Annotated in this window: 17 protein-coding genes; 10 read left to right on the top strand and 7 right to left on the bottom strand. The window is 61.3% G+C overall.

What is annotated here, in order from left to right; genetic code table 11:
• Positions 1-33 precede the first annotated feature (33 nt).
• The gene (locus tag ACKFRT_RS09440; RefSeq protein WP_408925112.1) at positions 34-2229 is read right to left on the bottom strand and encodes a malate synthase G; all 2196 of its coding nucleotides are present in this window, start codon (positions 2227-2229) and stop codon (positions 34-36) included.
• Positions 2230-2727: 498 nt separating this feature from the next.
• On the opposite strand from ACKFRT_RS09440, the gene aceA reads away from it, so the two are divergent.
• Positions 2728-4023, top strand: a complete 1296-nt coding sequence (gene aceA / locus ACKFRT_RS09435) for an isocitrate lyase (RefSeq protein ID WP_296215423.1) — start codon at positions 2728-2730, stop codon at positions 4021-4023.
• A gap of 183 nt (positions 4024-4206) precedes the next feature.
• Positions 4207-5748: an acetate metabolism transcriptional regulator RamB gene (gene ramB, locus ACKFRT_RS09430; protein WP_408925111.1), complete on the top strand. Its 1542-nt coding sequence runs from the start codon at positions 4207-4209 to the stop codon at positions 5746-5748.
• A 54-nt stretch (positions 5749-5802) separates the two neighbouring features.
• Here ramB and ACKFRT_RS09425 read toward each other — a convergent pair whose 3' ends face one another.
• Both ACKFRT_RS09425 and lpdA read right to left on the bottom strand, forming a co-directional pair.
• Positions 5803-6906: a hypothetical protein gene (locus ACKFRT_RS09425; RefSeq protein WP_408925110.1), complete on the bottom strand. Its 1104-nt coding sequence runs from the start codon at positions 6904-6906 to the stop codon at positions 5803-5805.
• Between the two features lie 91 nt (positions 6907-6997).
• Entirely contained in the window at positions 6998-8428 is a 1431-nt protein-coding gene (gene lpdA / locus ACKFRT_RS09420) for a dihydrolipoyl dehydrogenase (RefSeq protein WP_408925109.1), read from the bottom strand.
• Positions 8429-8825: 397 nt separating this feature from the next.
• Here lpdA and ACKFRT_RS09415 point away from each other — a divergent pair, with 397 nt between their 5' ends.
• The 3 genes from ACKFRT_RS09415 (at position 8826) to ACKFRT_RS09405 (ending at position 13089) form a co-directional block, all read left to right on the top strand.
• Positions 8826-10058, top strand: coding sequence for an alpha/beta hydrolase (locus ACKFRT_RS09415; protein WP_408925108.1), 1233 nt, complete (start codon positions 8826-8828; stop codon positions 10056-10058).
• A 151-nt stretch (positions 10059-10209) separates the two neighbouring features.
• Positions 10210-11790 (top strand): M1 family metallopeptidase, encoded by a 1581-nt coding sequence (locus ACKFRT_RS09410; protein WP_408925107.1) that lies wholly within the window; start codon positions 10210-10212, stop codon positions 11788-11790.
• Positions 11791-11811: 21 nt separating this feature from the next.
• Positions 11812-13089 carry a hypothetical protein gene (locus ACKFRT_RS09405; protein ID WP_408925106.1) on the top strand — a complete coding sequence of 426 codons (1278 nt, stop codon included), beginning with the start codon at positions 11812-11814 and terminating at the stop codon, positions 13087-13089.
• Here the strand turns inward: ACKFRT_RS09405 and ACKFRT_RS09400 are convergent.
• Positions 13086-14279 (bottom strand): MFS transporter, encoded by a 1194-nt coding sequence (locus ACKFRT_RS09400; RefSeq protein ID WP_408926097.1) that lies wholly within the window; start codon positions 14277-14279, stop codon positions 13086-13088. The two genes, ACKFRT_RS09405 and ACKFRT_RS09400, sit on opposite strands and share 4 nt — an antisense overlap.
• Before the next feature lie 280 nt (positions 14280-14559).
• Between ACKFRT_RS09400 and ACKFRT_RS09395 the strand changes: the two genes are divergently transcribed.
• Positions 14560-16776 carry an acyl-CoA dehydrogenase family protein gene (locus tag ACKFRT_RS09395; protein WP_408925105.1) on the top strand — a complete coding sequence of 739 codons (2217 nt, stop codon included), beginning with the start codon at positions 14560-14562 and terminating at the stop codon, positions 16774-16776.
• Positions 16777-16830: 54 nt separating this feature from the next.
• Positions 16831-17136, top strand: coding sequence for a hypothetical protein (locus ACKFRT_RS09390; RefSeq protein ID WP_408925104.1), 306 nt, complete (start codon positions 16831-16833; stop codon positions 17134-17136).
• A 40-nt stretch (positions 17137-17176) separates the two neighbouring features.
• Here ACKFRT_RS09390 and ACKFRT_RS09385 read toward each other — a convergent pair whose 3' ends face one another.
• On the bottom strand, positions 17177-18169 hold the full coding sequence (locus ACKFRT_RS09385; protein ID WP_408925103.1) for a diacylglycerol kinase: 993 nt from the start codon (positions 18167-18169) through the stop codon (positions 17177-17179).
• Positions 18169-19797 carry an FAD-binding oxidoreductase gene (locus tag ACKFRT_RS09380; protein WP_408926096.1) on the bottom strand — a complete coding sequence of 543 codons (1629 nt, stop codon included), beginning with the start codon at positions 19795-19797 and terminating at the stop codon, positions 18169-18171. Before ACKFRT_RS09380 ends, ACKFRT_RS09385 begins: the two co-directional genes overlap by 1 nt.
• Before the next feature lie 131 nt (positions 19798-19928).
• On the opposite strand from ACKFRT_RS09380, the gene ACKFRT_RS09375 reads away from it, so the two are divergent.
• Both ACKFRT_RS09375 and ACKFRT_RS09370 read left to right on the top strand, forming a co-directional pair.
• Positions 19929-21506 carry an FAD-dependent oxidoreductase gene (locus ACKFRT_RS09375; protein WP_408925102.1) on the top strand — a complete coding sequence of 526 codons (1578 nt, stop codon included), beginning with the start codon at positions 19929-19931 and terminating at the stop codon, positions 21504-21506.
• A gap of 159 nt (positions 21507-21665) precedes the next feature.
• Positions 21666-23024, top strand: a complete 1359-nt coding sequence (locus tag ACKFRT_RS09370; RefSeq protein WP_408926095.1) for an amino acid permease — start codon at positions 21666-21668, stop codon at positions 23022-23024.
• Between the two features lie 56 nt (positions 23025-23080).
• On the opposite strand, the gene ACKFRT_RS09365 is transcribed toward ACKFRT_RS09370, so the two are convergent.
• Positions 23081-23365 carry a hypothetical protein gene (locus ACKFRT_RS09365; protein WP_408925101.1) on the bottom strand — a complete coding sequence of 95 codons (285 nt, stop codon included), beginning with the start codon at positions 23363-23365 and terminating at the stop codon, positions 23081-23083.
• 288 nt (positions 23366-23653) lie between these two features.
• Here ACKFRT_RS09365 and ACKFRT_RS09360 point away from each other — a divergent pair, with 288 nt between their 5' ends.
• Complete coding sequence (locus ACKFRT_RS09360; protein ID WP_408925100.1) at positions 23654-24103, top strand: helix-turn-helix domain-containing protein; 450 nt, start codon at positions 23654-23656, stop codon at positions 24101-24103.
• Positions 24104-24157: the final 54 nt, after the last annotated feature.

Genomic DNA, 24157 nt, shown 5'->3' with positions numbered 1-24157 from the left:
ACGCTTTAGACAGCGTTAGCTTCGCGCGAGGCTTTAGGCGATGCCGTTTTTAGCCTTGAACTCCAAACGACGGGCGTGCAGAATCGGCTCAGTGTAACCAGCCGGCTGCTCCAGACCCTTAAACACCAAATCCTTCGCAGCCTGGAAAGCCACCGACTCATCAAAGTTCGGCGCCATGTTGCGGTAGGCAGCATCACCAGCGTTCTGCTCATCCACCTTCGCAGCCATACGCTGCAAAGACTCCAGAACCTGCTCCTCGGTCACCACACCGTGCTTCAACCAGTTAGCCAGGTGCTGGGAGTTAATACGGCAGGTAGCGCGATCCTCCATCAGATCGATGTCGTGGATATCCGGGATCTTAGAACAACCCACACCCTGCTCCACCCAACGAACCACATAACCCAGGATGGACTGGGAGTTATTATCAATTTCCTCGGCGATCTCCTCAGCAGACCAGTCAGCAGACTCCGCCACCGGAATGGTCAGAATGTCACCCAGAGTCTCACGGCGGCCCTCGGTGCGCAGCTTGTCCTGCACCTCGAAGACATCCACCTCGTGGTAGTGGGTTGCGTGCAGCGTCGCACCCGTCGGGGACGGAACCCACGCGGTAGACGCGCCTTCCTTCGGCTGGCCAATCTTCTGCGCCAGCATGTCCGCCATCAGCTCAGTCTTGGCCCACATGCCCTTACCGATCTGTGCCTTACCCGGCAGACCGTGCGCCAGGCCAGCATCCACGTTGTTGTCCTCGTAAGCCAGCTTCCACGGCGCGGTCTGCAGCTCCGCCTTACGCACCATCGGACCAGCCAGCATAGAGGTGTGGATCTCGTCACCAGTGCGATCCAGGAAGCCGGTGTTAATAAACGCCAGGCGCTCCTTAACCTGCGCAATGCAGGCATCCAGGTTGGCAGTGGTACGACGCTCCTCGTCCATCACACCAACCTTCAAGGTGAACCTCTCCAGACCCAGCAGATCCTCCACCGCACCGAACAGGTCGTTGGTGAACGCAACCTCCTCCGGGCCGTGCTGCTTCGGCTTCACAATGTAGATCGAACCATTACGGGAGTTACGCAGCGGGTTGTTCTCATCCAGACCCGGGATCGCAGCAGCCGAAGTAATAACGGCATCCATGATGCCCTCGAAGATCTCCTCGCCGTTTTGGTCCAGGATCGCCGGATTCTGCATCAGGTGGCCAACGTTACGCACGAACAGCAGGGAACGGCCGTGCAGACGCAGCTCCTCACCATCACGGGAGGTAAACACACGATCCTCGTTCAGCTTACGGGTGAAGGTCTTGTCGCCCTTCTTCACCTCTTCGGTAAGCTTGCCCGTGTTCAAGCCCAACCAGTTGCGGTAACCCAGGGTCTTGTCGGTTGCGTCGACAGCGGCGACGGAATCCTCGAAGTCCATGATGGTGGATACCGCGGACTCGAGGTTCAGGTCCTTCACGCCGGCCTTGTCGGTCTTGCCGATCGGGGACTCCGGGTCGATCTGGATGTCGATGTGCAGGCCGTTGTTGTACAGCAGAATGTCGGTCGGGTTGGCCTTGTCGCCGCCGAAGCCTGCGTAGACCTCGGGGTTGCGCAGGTGAACGTCATTGCCGTCGATGGTGGCGGTCAGCTGGCCGGACTCAACAGCGTACGTGGTGACGTCCTTGTGAGAGCCAGACTCCAGCGGTACAACGCGGTCCAGGAACTCACGACCCCACTCGATGACCTTGTCGCCGCGGACCTTGTTGTAGCCGGTGCCCTTCTCCTGGCCGTTGTCCTCGGAGATGGCGTCGGTGCCGTACAGCGCGTCGTACAGGGAACCCCAACGAGCGTTCGCTGCGTTCAGTGCGAAGCGGGCGTTCAGGATCGGAACCACCAGCTGCGGGCCGCCGGTCGTGCCAACCTCCGGGTCGATGTTCTGGGTGGTGATCTCGAAGTCGCCCGGCTCGTCGACCAGGTAGCCGATCTCCTTCAGGAACGCGGTGTACTCCTCCGGATCCTGGGCACCCTTGTGGTCTTCGTACCAGGCATCCATCTTCTTCTGCAGCTCATCACGAGTGTTCAGCAGCTCGCGGTTGCGCGGGGTGTACTCTTCGACGATCTTGCCGAAGCCATCCCAGAACTTCTCCTGCTCCTCGGCGGAATCCTTGCCGATGGCGGGAAGTACCTCGGTGTTAACGAAGTCATAAAGGGTCTTGGCAACCTGAAGGCCGCCAGCGGTTACGCGCTCGGTCTGGGTCATGGTGACTCCTCACTCATTGCTCGATCTACCTATTCAAAGGTCTCCACCTTCAAAGATTAGGTGAGTTGACTCACGATCGGTACGAAGTTGGATATAGATCGCACTTTTCCCACCCCCACCACCGGGGTACATCGGGCACGACCGTTTCTCTTTTTCTTTTCGACGCCACGTCTCAACCCGTGGCGCACCACACCTATAAACGCAGTAAGAGAGCCAGATCACGTTGAAACGAGGGGGCGTACATAAGAAAGCACCGCAAGAAAAACTTCACAAGATTTACAAAAAGAGTGACCACCCCCACACATAAATATCCGCCTGACCGGCATTGACGAGGGCATTCGGGTTGGTAGTGTCGTAGGCAGAGGCACGAAACGCAGACTTCACCTAACAGTGATGCTGAGGCTTCGAGTGTGCGAATCGCTGTCCCCCCGCCAGGAACCCCCCGGGCAGGGACCATGACATAACTCTCCCCTTAATTAGTAAGGAAGTGACCCCTACATGTCGAACGTCGGCAAGGCACGTACCGCTGAAGAAATCCAGAAGGACTGGGACGAGAACCCCCGTTGGGCTAACGTCGAGCGCGATTACACCGCAGAGCAGGTCGCTGAGCTGCAGGGCACCGTTGTTGAAGAGCACACCCTGGCACGCCGCGGCGCTGAGATCCTGTGGGAAGCAGTCAACAAGGACGACGACTCCTACATCAACGCTCTGGGCGCCCTGACCGGTAACCAGGCCGTTCAGCAGGTCCGCGCAGGCCTGAAGGCTGTTTACCTGTCCGGTTGGCAGGTCGCTGGTGACGCTAACCTGTCCGGCCACACCTACCCCGACCAGTCCCTGTACCCGGCGAACTCCGTTCCGTCCGTCGTCCAGCGCATCAACAACGCGCTGTCCCGTGCAGACGAGATCGCTCGCGTTGAGGGCGACGACTCCGTTGAGAACTGGCTGGTTCCGATCGTTGCCGACGGTGAGGCTGGCTTCGGTGGCGCACTGAACGTTTACGAGCTGCAGAAGGCCATGATCAAGGCCGGCGCTGCAGGTACCCACTGGGAGGACCAGCTGGCCTCCGAGAAGAAGTGTGGCCACCTGGGCGGCAAGGTTCTGATCCCGACCCAGCAGCACATCCGTACCCTGAACTCCGCACGTCTGGCAGCTGACGTTGCCAACACCCCGACCCTGGTTGTTGCTCGTACCGACGCTGAGGCCGCTACCCTGCTGACCTCCGACGTTGACGACCGCGACAAGCCGTTCCTGACCGGCGGCCGCACCGCTGAGGGCTTCTACAACGTCCAGAACGGCATCGAGCCTTGCATCGCTCGTGCGAAGGCATACGCTCCGTACGCCGACCTGATCTGGATGGAGACCGGCACCCCGGACCTGGAGCTGGCTAAGAAGTTCGCCGAAGCTGTTCGCTCCGAGTTCCCGGACCAGCTGCTGGCTTACAACTGCTCCCCGTCCTTCAACTGGTCTGCACACCTGGACGACGACACCATCGCCAAGTTCCAGAACGAGCTGGGCGCAATGGGCTTCAAGTTCCAGTTCATCACCCTGGCTGGCTTCCACGCTCTGAACCACTCCATGTTCGACCTGGCTTACGGCTACGCCCGCAACCAGATGTCCGCTTTCGTGGAGCTGCAGAACCGCGAGTTCGCTTCCGCCAAGGAGCGCGGCTTCACCGCTGTGAAGCACCAGCGCGAGGTCGGTGCAGGCTACTTCGACAAGATCGCCACCACCGTCGACCCGAACTCCTCCACCACCGCCCTGAAGGGCTCCACCGAGGAGGGCCAGTTCCACTAAGCCGCTTGTTTCTAAGCGCTAGGAACTAGCTGCGCGGGCTTTATAGCCTGCACACTGCTAGAACCCGGTCAGCACGAAAGTGCTGGCCGGGTTCTTTCTCTTTCCTGACTAGCAGTTACTACGGATGAAGCCAATGGAAGCTTCGCCCATGCTCCAAAGCCTCCGAATATACTGGTGAGCACCATGGGAAAACCGACTGAACGCACATCTGAACCCAGATCTGAACGCAGACCCGAACGCGCCCCAGAGCGCAACACCGAGCGCAACACCGAGCGCCCCTTCGTCGGCTCCCGCCTTCGCCAACTACGCAAGGAACGCGGCATCTCCCAAGCCCGCCTGGCCGAAATCTTGGATCTCTCCGCCAGCTACGTCAACCAGATCGAGCACGACGGGCGCCCGCTGACTACCGCCGTGTTGGAGCGCATCACCGCTGCCTTCGGCATCGACCCAACCTTCTTCGCCGATCAAGATTCCACTCGCCTGCTGGCGGAAATCCAAGACGTCACCCTAGACCCGGAAATCAGCCCCACCCCGGCGGACGTCACAGAGCTCGCAGCACTGGTGAAGAACCACCCGGACCTGGCCCGCGCCTTCGTAGACCTCCACTCCCGCTACCGGAATGTCTCGGATACCCTCTCGCTACTCACCGAGGAGCGCGTGCAGGGCTCCGCCATTCTTTCCATCACACCCAAGGGTGAACTCTTCGGCCGAGCCTCCGGGCCGGAAGCGTTCTCTATGCCACACGAGGAAGTCCGTGACTTCTTCTACGCCCGGCAGAACTACATCGATGTTCTCGATGTAGCGGCGGAGAAGTTGGCGTCCAAAATAAACATCGGGGCGAACCAGATACACCACACAGAACAGATCCTCGCCGAGCGCCTACAACAGGTACACCAAGTGCAGGTGATTTACTCGCGCGATCTGGGCGATACGCAGCACAAGTTCGATCCGAAGGGGAAGACACTGCACGTGTCGGCGAAGATGCGCCCCGGGCAGATTGCGTTCCGGCTGGCCACCGAACTGGCATTCCTAGAGGCCGGCACGACCATCGACTCGCTGGTCGAGCTGGGGCACTTTCAATCCGAGGAAACCCGAGCGCTCGCCCGGCGCGGCCTGGCTAGCTACTATGCCGCAGCACTGCTGCTGCCCTACCGGCAGTTCCATAGCTCTGCGGAGGAATCGCGCTACGACCTGGAGTTCCTCATGCGCGAATACGGCGTGGGGTACGAGACCGTCTGCCACCGCCTTTCCACCCTGCAGCGCCCCAGCCTGCGCGGCGTGCCCTGGACGTTCGTGCGCGTGGACCGCGCGGGCAACATGTCCAAGCGCCAGTCGGCGACGGGCCTGCACCTTTCCAACTCCGGCGGCACGTGCCCGCTGTGGAATGTATACGAGACGTTTAGCTACCCAGGCAAGATCATGCGGCAGATCGCGCAAATGCCCGACGGGCGGACCTATCTGTGGATCGCCCGCACCGTGAACCATCACCGCGCGGCGTGGGGACAGCCAGGCAAAATGTTCGCCATCGGTTTGGGCTGCGAGCTGCGGCACGCCGGCCGCACGGTGTATTCGGACGGGCTGGATCTGAAGGATACGTCCGCGGCAGTGCCCATCGGCTCTGGCTGTCGGTTGTGCCCGCGCGAGAACTGCCCGCAGCGTGCCTTCCCGCCGATCCACCGCTCGTTGGAGATCTACCCGCACCGTTCGAGCGTGTCGCCCTACTAGCTAGCCGGCACTGGGCAGCACTAGATGGCTGGCGCAGCGCCGGTTAAAGCAGCGCTAACTTTCGTCGAAGAGGCCGACGATTTGCCTGCGCTGCAGTTCGCGGCGGTTATATGTGGCCTCGCGCACCGACTCGTCGGTATCGAAGCTCGAGCCGAGTGCTCCGCCGAGGGTACCTAGTGACGCCGCAAACCATGCCAGCGTCAAATAATCCAGCGGCGTGATAGTGGAGTTCACCTTGTTTTCAAAAAAGGGCACCGGCACAACTGCGGCGCTGACCAGCAGCATCGTCAGGTAGATCAGGGCATAGACGCCGGTAGCGGAGATCAGCACCGTGCCGATGGTGGCCAGGTTATCCATCCGGGCGCGCCACCACTCGACACTGTCGGAGGAAGCCTGTGTGAAGGTTGCATCGGCGCCGACGCTCAACACGGACGGTTCCGCCTTACGGCTATATCCCCCATTCCACAGGCCGTTTTTGTAGATCAACCAGAAGGTCAGGAGGGTAATGGAAAGGATGGTGATCATGATCTGCCGCCACGGGCTGATCAGGTAGGACATCTCCCACACAGAACCATAGAAGATGCCGAAGCCGCCTGTGGCCACGCCCGTGGCCAGGCAGCTGGAGAGCACCTTGAGCAACTGGCCGGGACGGTTGCCGCGGATCATTCCCAACAGCAGGCGCAGGGTGCGCCCACGGCCTTCGAGCACGCGGGTAGTGTCTGCCTCCACGTCGCCGCCCTGGATCTCGTCCACACCCTTTTCGCGCTGGCCAGCTCCGGCGTGCTTGCCGCAGACCAGGCGCGACAGCTCCTGCCACAGTCCTTCTTTGGCTCGCAGCAGGCCAAAGGCAGGCAGGCACAACATGGTGGCCTTGCCCTGCTCGACGGTCTGGCTGATTACCGGCCTGCGGGTGGTCAGCGGCAGGTCTGTGACGTACACCAGCCGGTCCCAGCCGTAATCGCGCAAAATGCCAGGGGCGGTATCTGCAAGACGAACATTTCCGAACTCATCCATGGGCAGGGTCCCGGTTCGGAATTCGAGGATGGGCTTATCCCCGGAAATGTGGTTTTCCGAGGCCTTAGCGAGCTGTTGGAGCATGGCGCGCACGCGCACCGCTGGCAGTCCTCGGTCTGCCAGCAAGCCAATCTTCTCTGGCAAGTCTGGGCACCAATCATGGCAGGGGAAGGATTTGCCCGAAATCCTACTCCACCTGCACCTAACCAGGGAAATACTGGCCGATCGAACCTTCTTAGAGGTTGATCATGTGCCCGCCGGCGATGCCGTGGGCGGCTTCCTTCATTGCCTCCGACAGGGTCGGGTGCGTGTGAACGTTGCGGGAAATCTCCTCAGCCGTCAGGTCGAAGCGCTGTGCCAGAGTCAGCTCCGGCAGCAGCTCAGAGACATCCGGGCCGACCATGTGAGCACCCAGCAATTCGCCGTACTCAGCGTCTGCCACCAGCTTCACGAAGCCCACGCCGTGGCCCAGGCCCTGTGCCTTGCCGTTTGCGGTGTAAGGGAAGGTAGCGACCTTCACCTCACGGCCTTCCTCCTCTGCCTGCTTCTTGGCAGCTTCCTCGGTGTAACCGAAGGAAGCAACCTGCGGGAAGCAGAAGGTGGCGCGCGGCATCATCATGTAGTCGCCCAGCAGCTCGGTCTCTTCGCCGGCGATAACCTCAGCCGCAACCACACCCTGCGCCTCTGCGACGTGAGCCAGCTGCAGCTTGGCGGTGACGTCACCGATGGCGTAGATGTGCGGAACGCTGGTGCGCATTTCGTCGTCGATGTCGATAGCACCGCGCTCAGTCAGCTTCACGCCAGTGTTCTCCAGGCCGTAACCCTCCACACGCGGTGCAAAGCCGATAGAAACCATCACGCGGTCGGCCTTCAGGGTCTCGGACTTGGAGCCATCGGCGGATTCAATGTCCACCTCAACGCCATTGCCTTCGCCCAGATCGCGAACGGCGGTGGTCTTGTGCCCGGTCTTCAGCGTTACGCCCAGCTTCTTGTACTGCTTGGCGATCTCCTTGGAGACGTCCTTATCTTCGTTCGGCAGGACGCGGTTCATGAACTCGACCACGGTGATGTCCACACCGAAGTTGGACAGCACGTAGGCGAACTCCATGCCGATAGCTCCGGCGCCGATGACAACCATGGAGTCCGGCTTGTTCTCGTCCAGGATCTGCTCTTCGAAGGAGACGATGTTGCCGCCCAGCTCTACGCCCGGCAGGGACTTCACAACAGAGCCGGTAGCGATGATGCAGTTGTCGAAGGTGATGGTCTTGCCTGCGTCGTCGCCGTCGGAGACCTCGATGGTGTTGTCATCAACAAAGTTGCCGCGGCCGTTGATCTCCTGAATCTTGTTCTTCTTCATCAGGAAGTGCACGCCCTTGACGATGTTGCCCGAGACCTTGCGGGAGCGCTGGTGCGCCACCTTGAAGTCCATCGAGATGTTGTCGCCGGTAATGCCGTAGGTCTTGGCTTCCTTGGTGATGGTGTGCGCAAGTTCAGCGTTGCGGATCAGCGCCTTCGAGGGGATGCAACCCACGTTGAGGCATACGCCACCCCAGTACTGCTTTTCGATAACGGCGGTCTTCAGACCCAACTGGGCAGCACGAATCGCCGCCACGTATCCGCCAGGGCCTGCTCCGAGTACTACTACGTCAAAATGTTCTTTAGCCACAAGCCCCAAGGGTACTTAATGTTTGTCGCTCGTGTTTAGTGGGCTTCTCTTTACTCTTTACTCCCTCCCCGGTCTCTTTCTTGGGCACTCTTATCGACGCCCCCATCCTCCCGCCTTAGCACAACCACCAACCCATCTTTAACTCCAGTCACACCAGACCCATGAGTAACACCCCCCGTTTTTGGGTTCCCACGGAAAAGTTTTTCCCTCCTTGGGTTCCCATTGTCCCCGCATGTTGGGTAGTATCCCCTTTGTCCTTAGAGATTTACTGTGGATTCCTTGAATGTTTCCGGAATCTTCCAGAAACCTCTCCTGCCCCACGTTCGACTGATCACCCACGCTCCGGGCGAGAATTTTTGACGTTTCCCCAGCGTGCCCCCACAGAAAGATCAATTTTATGAAGCGAAGCATTGTCCGCACTCTCGCCGCTGTCACCGCTGCGATCGCCCCGTTCGCAACCGTCGCGGTCACCGCACCGGCCACTCAGGCTGCTAGCGTTTCCGCTGTTCAAAAGGCAGACGGCCAGGCGCCAGCAAAGCTGGAGATGGGCGCTGAGACCCCGGATCAGCCGGAGCAGGCTACCGCGTGGCGCAGCATCATTAGCTCTCTGCGCGCCAAGGGCTTCGACAACGTGCAAGAGGTCTCCGCTTACTCCCCGTCGATGAAGCGCCACATCCCGCTGGTCGTCATCCAGCCGAAGGACAAGGCAAAGCGCGACAATGCTCCGACTCTGTACATGCTGAACGGTGCCGACGGCGGCGAGGGCATCGCCAACTGGATCCGTCAGACCGACATCGTCAGCTACTACGGCGGCAACGACGATGCGAACAAGGGCACTGTTAGCCCAGGCATCGGCGCTAACATTGTGATTCCGATGAGCGGCGCTTACTCCTACTACACCGACTGGATCACCGAGCCGAACACCCCGTACATCAAGGGGCCGCAGAAGTGGGAGACCTTCCTGACTCGCGAGCTGCCGCAGGCTATCGAGCCAGCTCTGAAGGCTAACGACAAGCGCGCGATCGCGGGCATGTCCATGACCGGCACCACCTCCCTGCTGTACGCACAGCACCACCCGGGCTTCTACGATTCGGTCGGCTCGTTCTCCGGTTGCGCTGCGACCACCACCGGCCTGACCCCGAAGTTCATCAACCTGGTTCTCAACCGCGGTGGCACGGACTTTACCAAGATGTGGGGTCCGATCAACGGTAAGGTCGCCCGCGACAACGATGCCCTAATCAACGCAGAGAAGCTGCGTGGCCAGAAGAACATCTACGTTTCCACCAGCTCCGGCTTCCCGGGTGAGCACGACATGCCGTGGTCCCAGCGTGTGAACGGTCAGCTGTCTTCGGCCGCCCGAGTCATCTTCGAAGGCTCCGTCATCGAGGGCGCGACCAACGCCTGCACCCGCGACCTGGCACGTAAGACCAATTCGCTGAACATCCCGGTGAACTACAACTTCCGCCCGACCGGCACCCACCAGTGGGGCTACTGGCAGGATGACCTGCGCGGCTACTGGGGCGACTTGGTCAACGGCCTGGGCACCGGTGCCAAGCGCCCACCGCTGCAGCCGACCAAGCCGATCTCCCCGGAGCAGTACTGGGAGGGTTCCACCTCGGGCTCTCGCTAGTCCCCTAGTCCACTAGCCCCCAAGAGAGCTAGAGAACTAGAGGGCTAGAGAAGCGCCGACTAACAGCTCAATCAGCTGTTACCACCACTTCCCCCGCCACAGACCATCTCCGTGGCGGGGGTTGTCCTATGCAGATAGTAGTGTGCCTTACATGAAGCAATCCCAACAGCAGCCTCGTCCTTTCCGCAGCTCCCCCATCGCCGGAGCTCGGGATGCCTACACGGGCGTGGACTTTAACCTTGGGTTCCACGTACTGAGCTATGATTTGCAGCTGAACTACGACGTAGAGCCCAATCACCTGCGCGGTGTGGCCAGCTTGGCCGTGGAGAACTACCGTCCACTGAAAACCATGACGTTGGATCTGGCCAACAACCTAGCCGTCAGCCGCGTGGAGGTCACCGGCCACGGGGCGGCTGCCAACAACGGGACGATGAAGATCCGCCGCTTCCGGCACAACGGAAACAAGCTGACGATCACTTTCGTGGAGGAGGTCACGGAGGATCAGTCCTTCGACCTGACCATCAAATACAGCGGCTATCCACGCCCACTGCGCTCTAAGTGGGGCGAGGTCGGCTGGGAGGAAACCGACAACGGCTCCCTGGTGGCAGGACAGCCCAATGGGGCGCCCAGCTGGTTCCCGTGCGACGATACGCCGGACGAGAAGGCAATGTTCCGCGTGGCCATCACCGCCCACCGAGACGTCACCGCCGTTGCCCACGGCACCCTGGTAGAGCAGTTCAACAAGGGCAACAACACCACTCGCGTGTTCGAAACCAACTACCCGATGGCCACCTACCTGGCTGCGGTCTACGTCGGCTCCTACCAGCGGGTGGACTTCCGCAGCGCGGAGCTCGGCCGCAAGACCGTACCTGTATTCGGCTGGCTCCCCGAAGGCACGGAGCACGCCAAGCGTGTCCGCGAGCTGGTCAACGAGGATTTCGGCCAGCAGACGGAGATGGTAGAGGTCTACTCGGAGCTCTTTGGCACCTACCCCTTCCCGGAGTACTCAGTGGTGGTCACGGACGAGGAGATGGAGATCCCGCTCGAGGCTCAGGGCATGAGCATGTTCGGCTGCAACCACGCCGACGGAAAGCACACCTGGGAACGGCTCATCGCCCACGAGCTTTCGCACCAATGGTTCGGCAACTCCGTCGGGCTCGTCGAGTGGCGGGATATCTGGCTCAACGAAGGCTTTGCCTGCTACGCGGAGTGGCTGTGGTTTGAAAAATCGCAAGACATTCCCGCCGCGCACCACGCCTGGGCACACCACCAGGCGCTAGCTAAGAAACCGCAGGACATCCTGCTTATCGACCCCGGAGCGGACGACATGTTCGACGACCGGCTGTACAAGCGCGGAGCCGTCACCGTGCATGCCCTACGCGTACTGCTGGGCGATACCGCCTTCTTCGACATGGTTAAGCGCTGGACCACGCAGCACCGCATGGGCTTGGTGGAAACCCGCGACCTGGAGAACCTAGCGGGCACCGTCGCCGAGGAAAACGGTGTGGCCCGGGGCGAGGTGCAGGGGCTGTTCGACCGCTGGCTACGCTACCCAGAACTGCCCGACTTCCCCGGCGAGACCGTGACCCTCAGCGTTGAGCAACTGCGCGACCTGCCAGCAGGCCCCGCCGCAGAGATGGTCGATGCCTCGGGTCCGGCACGTGCGGTGGATGCCCTGAAGCGCGTCGGGGAGAAGCTGGGCGAGCTCGGCGAGAAAATTCAAGATAAATAGAGCCGTCGAACGGGTTTACCGATGCGCGCCATCTCGCTCGCCACAGTATTCGTGGCCCTCGCCGGTTACCTGGTGATTTGGGTTGCCAACAAAGGGCTGACCACGGCCGGGTACGAGGACTTCATGGTCTACTGGTCGCTGTTCTTCGCGATGACGGGCGTGCTGGACGGGCTGATGCAGGAAACCGCCCGGGCCGTCTCCACCCGGCGCACAGTGATGGACGACCCACAGACTGGCACTGCGCTGGCGAACACTGCGCGGGCGGGCACCCCGCGCCCGTTCGCGCTGACAGGCTACCTCGCACTGGCCATTGGCGCTCTCACGCTAGTTACCGGGCCACTCTGGATCGGTGAACTTGTGCCCAGCCAGACCGGATGGGGTCTGGCGCTGATCGCCGCAGGTCTAGCCTGCTATGCCTTCCAGGCAACACTTTGCGGGCTGCTCTCTGCCAATCACTCGTGGCCAAGTTTTGCCTGGCTAATGGCCATTGATTCCGGAGTGCGCCTGGCGCTGGCCGCCGTTGCGTGGGCCGTCGGATGGCAGCTGTTGGCCTACCTGTTCGTCACGGTAATCGGCGCCGCCACGTGGCTGCTGATCCTCGCCTTTTCCCCCGCTGCGCGCGCCGCGTTGAATGACCGCGCGGATGTGACCACCCGCCCGTTCGTCTCCCGCACAGTCAAGGCCATGGTGGCCTCGGGAGCAAACGCCGTGATGATTACAGGCTTTAGCGTACTGCTGCGCTACACTTCTGGCGCGGACGTGGGTCCCGGGGCGCTGGCCGCCACCATCACCGCCATAACCCTCACCCGCGCGCCGATCCTGGTACCCCTCCAGCGATTCCAGCCCGCGTTGATCGTACATTTTACGAAGCACCGCGAGCGCGTCCTGCGCGCCGCCGCCCTCCCCACCGCTGCGGTGGGGGTCGTCGCAGCCATCGGTGGCATTGCCGCCTACTTCCTGGCAGCACCGCTTATGGGGCTATTTTTTGACGCCGCTGTGATCTCCTCCCCCACCACTCTCGGATGGCTCACACTTGTCTCCGGGGCAACGGCCATCCTGATGATCAGTGGGTCGGCCGCGCTCGCGGCGGACCGTCACAACCTCTATACCGCCGGATGGCTGATCGCCATTTTCCTATCCACAGCGGTGCTGATGCTGGACTTCTCCCCCGACACGCGCGCTATCTGGGCGCTGGCCGTTGGCCCCAGCGTAGGCGCGGCGGTACAACTGGGCGTGCTTGCGCTTGCCGTCCAAAGCACCGCCCAAGCCTCCGCCCAAACAAGGAAAACCGAAACCTAGTTCCGCTGCTGCTCTGGGGTGGGAATGAACTTCTTGGAAGTCAGCGTCACCACGATAAGGCCGATAAGAGCAACCACCGCACCAAAGCCCAACATCTGGGTGTAGGTGAACACATCCTTCAGACGCGACAGAATCATCGGGAAGAAGAAGCCGATATAGGTGATCGTGTAAAAGAACGCGGTCAGGCCACCGAGATCGTCGGCGCTGGCGATGCGCTGCACCTCGGTCAGCCCCGCGATCAGGCACACGCCGTAGCCGGTACCCAAAATCAAGCCGACGGCGATCGTTCCAACCAGCGAACCCACGTGGGCAGTCCACGCGGCAACGATCATGCCGACGATCACTAGCACCAGGCCGAGCTGCTGGGCCTGGGAGTTGTTCGGGTTGATGTATTTACTGGAAACCTGCTGGATTCCAAAGCCAAAGGCCAGGGCAACAGCGGTAATGCCGGCGGAGAAGGCGATGGGGTACGGGACCTGATCCTGGGCCAGGCTCGGCATGATCGCGTAGGCCACGCCCGCGCAGCCGAAGACCCACGGGGCGATAGGAACCACGGCCGTGAGGAAGCGCGGGTGGCGCAGGGATGGGACGTTGAGATCCGACCAAAAAGAGCCCTTGACCTTGAGGTGCGCGTTCTGGCGGGTCTCCGGCACGCCCATAATGCCGACCATCGACAGAGCGCACAGCACGATGCTGATGATGTAGGGGGTTTGGCCCGGTGCCGGCCCCCACTCGGCCAGCACGCCCGCGAACGCTGCCCCCACGGCAAAGCCCAAGGTCAGGGACATCGTGGCGCGGCGAGCTCCCGAACCCGCGTTGGCACTGGGGTCGAAGGCCGGGGTGGAAAGCTCCTTGATCCAGGCACCACCGGCGGTCATCACCATGCCAACGGCGAAACCGCTCAAGAGGCGGCCAGTGAAAATCAGCGGCTCGTTCATCTCTCCCACCGCGATGAGGATGCTGCCAACCAAACTAATGACCGGCGCAGGCAACATGACGATGCGGCGGCCGTAACGGTCCGACAGTGGGCCGCACAGTAGCAGGCCCGCGGCAATGCCGGCGGCATAACAAGCCAGCAGGGCATCGACGAAGACGGAGCCGAAGACGTTCTCGCCACGGTAGAACACCATCATTGGCGTGAATTCGTTTCCCGCGTAAGCGACCGCCAACACGGCACCCGCGACCAACATCCAGTACTTCTTTTGGGCACGGCTCGCCGCACCACGGGTAGAGGGTGCTACGCGGCGGCTTTGCAGGGGTTTATCCTGCACGCTCTGCCCCGGCGTGGGGTTCTTCACTTCCTGATTCGATTCTTCAACTCTGTCTTCGGCCATAAGCCCGATCCTAGCCCTCCCATTAGGGACCACCAACGTAACTAAGAGGTCAGAGGCCTCTCGCACCCCAAAATAAACATGGAATTATTACTAAAATCTTGCGTTGTGGATCACAATTTTGCGTATCCTTGGGTTTATGTCACAAAACAATTCCTTAAACACGACCAAAACCACCGCAACGACTGATAGCTCGGTCACACCGGGCTCGGCCGATGGAATTGCTGACAAGTCCGGTAACGAAATCCACCGTTCCACCTCGGCGCCGCAGACCTTGTCCACGGCTCCCAGTGCGGAAAAGCGGGCGTACATAGCAAAGACCCTGCAGACCGTGCTCGACGGCGACTTCCCCGAAGCACGCGAGGAATCCCGCCGTCTACTGGCGGACCCCGACATCCTGCCGCGCACTGACCTAGACCTCGAGCAGTCCCGCACCCGCACCACCGAGCAGCTCCAACGCGTGCTGGAATCTGGCATGCCGAACGATGCCTTCCGCACCGACCAGGGCGGCACGGGCGAAACTGGCCGCTGCCTGACCTCCATCGAGATGCTGGGTCATGCGGATCTGTCGCTGATGGTGAAGTCCGGAGTTCAGTGGGGACTGTTCGGCGGCGCTGTCGGCAACTTAGGAACCGAGCGCCACCAGGAGATGGTGGGGAAACTGATGAACCTCGAGGCTCTCGGCTGCTTTGCCATGACCGAGCGCGGCCACGGCTCCGATGTGCAGCAGCTGGAGACCACAGCGACCTACGACGCAGACACACAGGAGTTCATCATCAACTCCCCCACCGCCTCCGCCGAGAAGTGGTTTATCGGCAACGCCGCCCGCGACGGTCGCTGGGCGGCCGTGTTCGCGCAGCTCATTGTCCCCGACGCTAAGAACGCGACCGAGGCTGGCGACGACCCGGCGGCCGGGTCCGGCACGACCGAAGCTAGCAGCAGCGCACAGGCTGAATCGCAGGGCGTGCACTGCCTGCTGGTGCGCATCCGCGAGGACGACGGCTCCGCCGTCGACGGCGTGCGCATCGGCGACCACGGCCACAAGGGCGGACTGAAGGGCGTGGACAACGGCACTATCAGCTTCGACAACTACCGCGTGCCCCGCGAAGCGCTGCTAAACCGTTTTGCCGACGTTGATGAGGAAGGTAACTACAGCTCCTCCATCGAAAACCCAAACCGACGCTTCTTCACAATGCTCGGAGCCCTGGTGCGCGGACGCGTAACCGTGGGAGCCGCCGCCGGCGCGGCCGCCCGCACCGCGCTAGACATCGGCGTGACGTACGCGAACCTGCGGCGTCAATTCGCTCCCGACGATTCGCTACCAGAGAACCGCCTGATCGAGCACCGGTGGCACCGCCTGCGCCTCATCCCGCGCGTAGCGCGCGCCTACGGACTGCAGTTCGCCACAAACAAGCTAATTGCGCGCGTGCACGAGCTGGACCAGCTAGGCCTAGATCCGACCCAGCTCACCAAGGAACAGCAGGCCGACCAGCGCGAGGTTGAGGCGCACGCTGCAGCACTGAAGGCCGCCAACACCGCCCACGCAACCGACACAATCCAGGAAGTCCGCGAAGCCTGTGGAGGCGCGGGCTACATGGCGGAAAACCTGCTGACCACGCTCAAGGCGGACTCGGATGTGTTCACCACTTTCGAGGGCGACAACGTGGTGATGATGCAGCTGGCAGCGAAGGAGCTGATGACGGGCTTCGCCAAAGAGCTCGGCGGCTTAAACCCGATGGAAATGGTGCGCTTCGGCCTGGATAGCTTCGGCAACCTGCTGCGCCGCCGCACCGCCACGGATGCGCTGATCCAGAACCTGGTGGATACGTTCAGCGACTCCGAGGAGACCTCGCTATTCGACCCGGCCTACCAGATTAACCTGCTCACCGAGCGGGAGGATCGTCTAATGCGCTCGCTCGCCCGGCGCCTTCGCCCGGCCCGCAAGATGGAAGTGGAGGAAGCAGCCCAGCTTGTGGATCGCGCACAAGATCACCTGTTGGCCGTCGGCTGGGCTCACGTGGATCGCATTATTTTCGAAGCCTTCGTGGAGGCCGAGTCCAAGCTGGATTCGGAAGACGCGCAACGCGTGCTGGAGCAGGTGCGCGACGTGTACTTCCTCAGCTGCATTGTGGACAACGCAAGCTGGTATTTGGAGCAGAACCTGCTGACGGGTACCCGCACCAAGGCTGCCCGCGCCGCGCTGAACGACCTGGTGGACTCGCTGGGTCCCTGGTCGCAGACTCTGGTGGATGCCTTCGGCATCCCGGATCACATCACGGACCTGAAGCTGATGGAGGACTACGACGCGATGGTTCCGAAGTACGAGTCGGATCCGGCAGCCGGGCAGGCGGGGTAATGCAGTCTCTGTAATCCTAGAAATCGGCCAGCCCCGCATGCATATAGTGTTTCCATGCATCCTCTTATCGCGAAGGCGAAGAACTCCGCCCTGACTTTCCCCCAAGTTTTTACGCCTGGTCTTGCAGGCGCAGTTATTCGCTACCTCACGGGTGGTAAGGACAGCGCGCAGTCCGCTGCAGCGCACAAGAAAAGCGTTCACCGTTCGCCCGCTTTAAAAATCGGCGATCCGGGGGAACGCTACACCCCGGAACTGCCGAATGATGGTCGCACCAGCGGTATTAGGGCCGCCCAAAGGGCCGCAGCACAGCCCGTGCCCGCCACCCAGCTGGATAGAAACGTCAAAGAACTAGCCAGCTAGGACGCGGCTTGGGGCATTCTAGAGGCAAGTTAAGGGCACTCTAGGGGCGCGGAACGATAAACTTCCCCGCGCCCGGAATGGCCTCTACTTCCAGGGGAAGAGGCGCGAACTTATCGCCATCCGCGTAACCATTGATGTCTGGCATGTTTATCCGCACGCGCTTCGTCCGGAATTGCTGGATACTTTCTTCTTCCCCGAGGGTGCCCTGGAAGATCTTCCTAAACTTCAGCGCAGCCCGGATGCGGGACATCTGCCCCATCATCGTGACGTCCAAAAGTCCATCATGGTGGTTTGCATCTGGGCAGATGTACATGCCACCGCCATAAGAGCGGGTGTTTCCTATTGCGCACAGCGTGATCTGCTGCTGCAGGACCTGTTGCGATTCGAGCCCCGCATCCAGCACGACCGTCGTCGGGATGGAATGGAAGTTCAGGAACTCCAAGGCGATAGCAAGGTTGTAGCGATTGCGTCCCCTGGGCCATACGATTCGGTTCGTCCGGTCCGAAACCAAAGAATCGAAGCCGGCACACGCGATGGTTCCAAACCAGTAGTCATCCACCGGATCGCCGATGTCTCGCTGGGTGATGTCCGTCCCCTCAGGGAAGGAACGCATGATCCCCAGGTCGGCGGAGGTCCAGAACCCTTCGGCAATCACCTCTGCAGCTTTCACCGGGTCGATTGGAATGCCGTATTCCCGGGCGTGGTCGTTTCCGGTGCCAGCGGGAATAATCCCCAGAGGCTTCCCGGAATTAGCCCGTTCCTGCAGGGCCAGCGCAATGAGGCCATCCCCGCCTGCGACAACCAGAGCATCGATCCGTTCATCAGCCACCATGGCCGCCGCCAGCTGGCGGGAAGAATCCGGGCTGGATCCCTGAATGGCCACGACATCCACGCCCAGTTGGTTAAGGCGTTCCTTCGCCTTCGTCGCCGCCGTCGTGGCGCTTCCCTTGCCAGCAGCGGGGTTGGTGAGAAGCGCAACGCGGCGCACATTCGCGGTTCCGACTTCGAAACCGTTGTGATCGTTGGTTGCCACTAGAGGCTCCGCTTCGCAGAAGGTGCTGCTTGTTCTGCGGACAGGGCAAAGGTCTTCCCCGGGTTAAGGATTCCCGCTGGATCGAGCTCCCGCTTCACAGCCTGCAGGGCGGCGATGCCGAGCTCCCCGACCTCTAGTCCCATCCACGGCAGGTGGTCCGTGCCCACTGCGTGATGGTGAGTAACGGTGGCGTTGTGGGTTGCCATGGCCTCCGACGCTGCGGTTTTGGCCTTGCGCCAGCGTGCCTCCGGGTCCTCCCCTGCGTCGGCGATCACCGTAAAGTACAGCGAGCATCCCTCAGCATAGACATGCGACACGTGGCACATGATCAGCGCGGGCGACCCATCTGCGACGAGAGACTTAGACAGCGCCGATGCAACCGCCTTCTTTAGCCTGGGCACATTCGACCAATCGGTGGCAGTCTCCAGGGTTTCGCACAGCGCACCTGCGTCGATCAGGGAATCGCGCAGCACTGGCGCCCCGAACCGGCCCTGTTCCCACTTCCGCGCCGGGCCTTCGCCCAAGGATTCACCACCGTGGGCCAGAAGGATCGCACGGGTCTCCGCGTGGCGGGATTGTGCGTGCTGCGTGGTTCCCTCGTAGACGCTCAGCGCCAGGCAGCCGGTGTGTGCGGATTCATCCTGCTCGCCGATGTTATCGGTGCTGGTCAGGTTCACGCTGGATTCGATTTCGTCCGACAGGCGCAGAACCGTCGGGCCGGCGCCCGTCTGTTCTACCTCCCGCAGGGCGTTCACGCCGTCGACGAAGGTGGGGAAGCTAAACGCCTCGTACAGCTTCGTATCCGGAATCGGGTGTACGCGGACGCGCACCCTGGTGATGATTCCCAGCGTTCCCTCCGAGCCGAGAAACAGCTGCTTCAAAGCCGGTCCGGCTGCGGTGGCCGGTGAGGCCTGCCCCGGGTACAGAATGCCCTTCGGGGTGACGACGGTCATCGACCGCACCATCTCATCAAACCGCCCATAGCCAGCGGAGTTCTGCCCCGAGCTACGGGTGGCTGCGAATCCGCCGATGGTGGCGTACGGGAAGGATTGCGGGAAGTGCCCCAGTTGCAGGCCGTGTTCGCCAAGCAGCATCTCGGCGTGCGGACCGGAAAGCCCTGCGCCCAGGGTGGCCAGCCCGGACACCGAATCTACATCCTCCAGCTGGTTGAAGCGCGCCAGGTCCAGGCTGATGATGGCCCGGTGTTCACCGCGGACGGGGTTCAACCCGCCGACCACAGAGGTGCCACCGCCGAAAGGAACAACCGCCACGTTGTTCTCCGTACAGTACTGCAGGATCTCCAGGACTTCTTCCTCGGTTCCTGGGGTGACTACCGCGTCGGGGGCGGAAACTTCCTTGTCTAGGCGCCAATCCAGCAGGTCCAAGTAGCTCTTTCCTCGGGAGCGCAGCATGCGGTGCGCATCGTCCACAGACACGTACTGGGATCCCACAATGTTCGCCAGCGCCCTTTCATCCTGGGAGGTCAACTGCGAAGGGCTTAGGCGAATGTCTGCAGCCGGGCGCTGCGGCAGTGTGCCGTTAACGCCCAGCAGCTTGCCCAGCATCTTGCGGATCGATTCCGACAGGGGCTTGGCCTCGTCTTTTGTGCCCCACAGGTTGAACTCCATAGGAGGCAACTGCATACTTTCCCCGCCGTTCAAGCCAGTAGCGGGAGTGTGCTGTTCCTTGTTCGGAACCTGGTTGTCTTTTTGAGTGCTATCCATGCCCTAATTTTATCGGCGAATAGTAATTTGAAAGTATGAATCGGATTCTCGAAGCTACGACTTTCGCCAACCGAACCGCGAAGGACCTCCGTCCTTCCGCCAAGCCGGATTTCAACTACGATGGCGCTGCTCTATCCCCCGAGCGCCGTGCGCAGTTGGTGCAGAAACTACAAGATGGCGCGCGCTATGACCTGGTAGTTGTAGGCGCAGGCGTTACTGGCTCTGGGGTGGCTTTGGATGCAGCAACGCGCGGCCTAAAGGTGCTGCTGCTGGACAAGGAAGATCTAGCCTTCGGCACGTCTCGCTGGTCGTCCAAGTTGGCGCACGGCGGTTTGCGTTATCTCGCGTCCGGCAACATTGGTATTGCCCGTCGCAGCGCCGTCGAGCGTGGCATTTTGATGGAGACCACCGCGCCCCACCTCACACGCGCCCTCGGCCAGATCGTTCCCGTCATGGACGAGTTCTCCGCCGCAAATAGGGTGCTGCCCCGCCTGGGATTTATCGCCGGTGATGCTCTGCGCATCGCGGCTAAGACGTCCGGCAAGACGCTCCCACGCTCCCGCACCATCTCCGCCGATCGCGTGGCCGAGCTGTGCCCTGCCGTGGATCGGGAAAAGACAAAGTTCGGGTATCTGAACTACGACGGACAGCTTTTTGATGACGCCGCCCTAGTCACAGCTCTTGCGCGTACAGCCGGGGGTTACGGGGCGGACGTGCTGACACATTGCAAGGCCACGGCGATCCAGGGGACCACCATCGAACTGGATCTGGATGGCTCTGCAGAAAAGATCACGGTCACGGCATCGGCCATCGTTAACGCCACCGGTGTGTGGGCGGGAGATCTGGATAAGTCCGTCACTGTCACTCCGTCCCGTGGCACTCACCTGGTTATCGATGCGAACAAGGTTGGCAACCCGGAGGGCGCCCTGACCGTCCCTGTACCCGGGGCCACGAACCGCTTCTGCTTTATTCTGCCCACCCAGCTAGGCCGTTGCTATATCGGACTCACGGATGAACCAGCTCCGTTAGAAGAGGAACCCTCCGCACCCGAAGAGGATGTCGAATGGATCCTCAACGTCGTTAACCAGGCACTCAAGGTGAAGCTGACCAGTGAGGACGTCATCGGTAAGTTTGCGGGTCTGCGCCCCTTGGTGCAGCTGGCAGACTCCGGAAGCAAAGCCACCGCAGATCTGTCCCGAGAGCACGCCATCTTGGTGCACGATCGCCTGGTCACGGTCACCGGCGGCAAGCTCACCGAGTATCGACTCATGGCAGAGCAGACAGTGGATCGGGTTCTCAGTGAAGGGCTGCTGCAGGGCATCCCCACCGGCCCCTGCGTCACAAAGTCCACTCCCCTGATCGGTGCACCGGAACTACCCGAACAGCCCGGCCACACAGACCAGACATCCGACCTGGTCGAACGCGCCGACGAACCAGTTGCTCCAGGCCTTGGCGTCACTCGCGGCCGCCTGAGCTTCGCCGTTACCCATGAGGGAGCTCGCACGGTGGCCGATATCCTCGACCGCCGAACCCGCATCGGCTTAGTACCGACGGATCGCTCGGCTGCAGAGCCGGCCGCCAGGGAGGTTCTGGTCGCCGCCGGGTTGGGCTAGGCACTACCGCGCCCTGGGTGCTCCTCGTCAAACCACACATCGTATTCTTAGAGAATGAGTTCAACCCCTTCCGCTTCCTCAGATAACCCCAGTTCGCACGTCGACTCGAACGCTGGCGATGCCAAGCTGGGAAGTGGACTGAAGGTTCGCCACCTCACAATGATGGGCCTGGGCTCCACCATCGGCGCCGGGCTATTCCTGGGCACTGGCGTGGGTATCGAGGCCGCCGGTCCTGCCGTACTTTTGGCTTACATCGTCGCGGGCCTCATCGCCATACTCGTGATGCAGATGCTGGGCGAGATGGGCACCGTCATCCCCGCCTCCGGTTCCTTCTCCGAATACGCTGAACACGGCATCGGGCGCTGGGCTGGCTTCACACAGGGTTGGATTTACTGGCTGGCCACGGTGGCGGTGCTCGGCGCCGAAATTACCGGTGCGGCTAGCTTTATAGGGGCATGGTTCGGTATCGACGCCTGGATCCCCGCCGCCGTATGCGTGCTTTTCTTCGGAATCGTGAACCTGCTGCAAATCCGCGCTTTCGGCGAGTTCGAGTTCTGGTTCGCGTTCATCAAGGTGGCCGTGCTGGTGGCCTTCCTGGTCATCGGATTCCTGTTGGTATTCGGTCTTCTGCCGGGGCACACTTTCATCGGCACGGAGGTCTTCACCGCCGATGGCTTTATGCCCAACGACGTGGGCGGTGTGGCCACGGCGATTCTGGCCGTGGCATTCGCCTTCGGAGGCATTGAGGTGGTAGCCATCGCTTCTGCAGAATCCGAGAATCCCCAGCGCTCGCTAATCAACGCGGTGCGCTCCACCATAACCCGCATCTCGCTGTTCTACCTGGGTTCGGTGCTGGTGATTACCTTCCTGCTCCCCCACTCTTCGCTGGGGCAGGCAGAAAGCGCGGCCGATAGTCCCTTCACCCGAGTGCTGAACCTGGCGGGTATTCCGGGCGTCGTCGGTTTTATGGAAGCCATCATCGTTCTGGCGCTACTTTCTGCCTTCAATGCGCAGATCTATGCCTCCAGTCGCATGATGTTTTCCCTTGCCAAGCGCCACGAGGCACCCCAGATTTTCACCCGCGTCGACGGTCGAGGCGTGCCTGTCGCTGCGATTGTTCTCTCGGTGTGTTTGTCCATCGTGATGGTGGTTCTGAACTACCTGGATACGGGTTGGTTACTGACATTCATGCTGAACTCCGCGGGAGCTTCGCTGCTGATCGTCTGGACGTTCATCGCCGTCTCCCAGCTGCGCCTGCGCCGCCGTCTGGAGCAGCACGCGGGCGACGCGTTGCCGATCCGCATGTGGGGTTTCCCCTGGCTGACCATCGCCACGCTGGTTGTCCTGGCGGGGCTGGCTTTGCTGATGTTGACGGATCCGGGTTCCCGGGTGCAGCTGTTCTCTGCGGCGACGATGTTCGCGATCCTGGTGGTGGCCAGCTTCGCCAACTCCGCCATCCGTGGGCTGAGCCCCTTCGAGAAGCTGCCCCTGCCGGAAGTTTCCCCACAGTCCCGCTAACCCCGGTCTCTCCGCCAGCCTCCTGCCCCCAGCTTCAGAAGAGCCGTGCTGTCGCCTTAGAGATGAAGACTGCCGGATGGCGCTGTAGAGTTCTGAGCGCCAACTAGGCCATAAATAATGCCGAAGATGATTCCCAGCGGTGCAAAGAGGGGGACGCGCAGCCAAGCCGGGGTGTTTTCCCAGATGGTATCCAGTGAGCCGAGCGGGGACTTAGTGTTCGGAGTTTCTGCAGCCTGTACTTGGGTTGTGGGGGTGTGGGTTTCGGCCTGGGCAGGTGCGGCGAGACACGCGGCGACGGTTGCGGCGGTAACGCCAGCGATGAGCGACTTGCGAATCTTCATTGGGGAACAATCCTTTCTGAAGGGGTTCGGGTAGAGATGCGCAAAAGCCTTCTTTGCCCCGGGTGCGGTTCCATGAATGATTGGACGAATGATTGGACGCAGACTCATGGAAGGAGCCCGAGTTTCCGGCTGGAAACAAGCCATCAACCACATGGCCGTGGCCTACCCCGACCGCTTCGACAAATACCTATAAACCTAGCCCCACACACAAACAACTTGACACACCCCTACTGCCCCCTCGCAGTGTCGAGCGTTTCGTTTATTTCGTTTAACGGTTAGCATAGGACCATGACGCACGCACAAGACAACGACACAGCCCATACCAAGGCAACGGCCCAGAAAGCCCTTCGAAAACTTAACCGCGCCCTTGCAGGGGACACAGACCTCGGCGACGTCGATGTCATCACTGAGGGGACAAACGAACCAATCCGTCTGCCCCGTGATGTTGCCGAGCTACTCCGCGAGATCTTGGCTAACACTGCCGCCGGGCGCACTGTCGGTATTATTCCCACAAGCGCAGAGCTGACCACGCAGCAGGCGGCAGATCTGCTGAACGTGTCCCGGCCGCATGTCGTCAAGCTTCTAGACCAGGGCATACTCAAAGGGCATAAGGTAGGCACTCACCGGCGCCTGTACGCCTCTGACGTGCAGGATTTTAAGCACCAGAGAGCCCTTGAACAGCGTGCCGCTGCCGATAAGCTCGCAGTTCTCTCCGATGAATTAGGACTGTATGAATGAGCGGCTTCACTGTGGTCTACGACGCGAATGTGCTCTACCCCAGCATGCTGCGCG

Origin of the sequence: Corynebacterium jamesii (assembly GCF_046097395.1) — a bacterium.
GTDB lineage: Bacteria > Actinomycetota > Actinomycetes > Mycobacteriales > Mycobacteriaceae > Corynebacterium.
The sequence above is the reverse complement of the archived record's forward strand: the minus strand, read 5'-3'. Positions and strand labels throughout refer to the sequence as shown.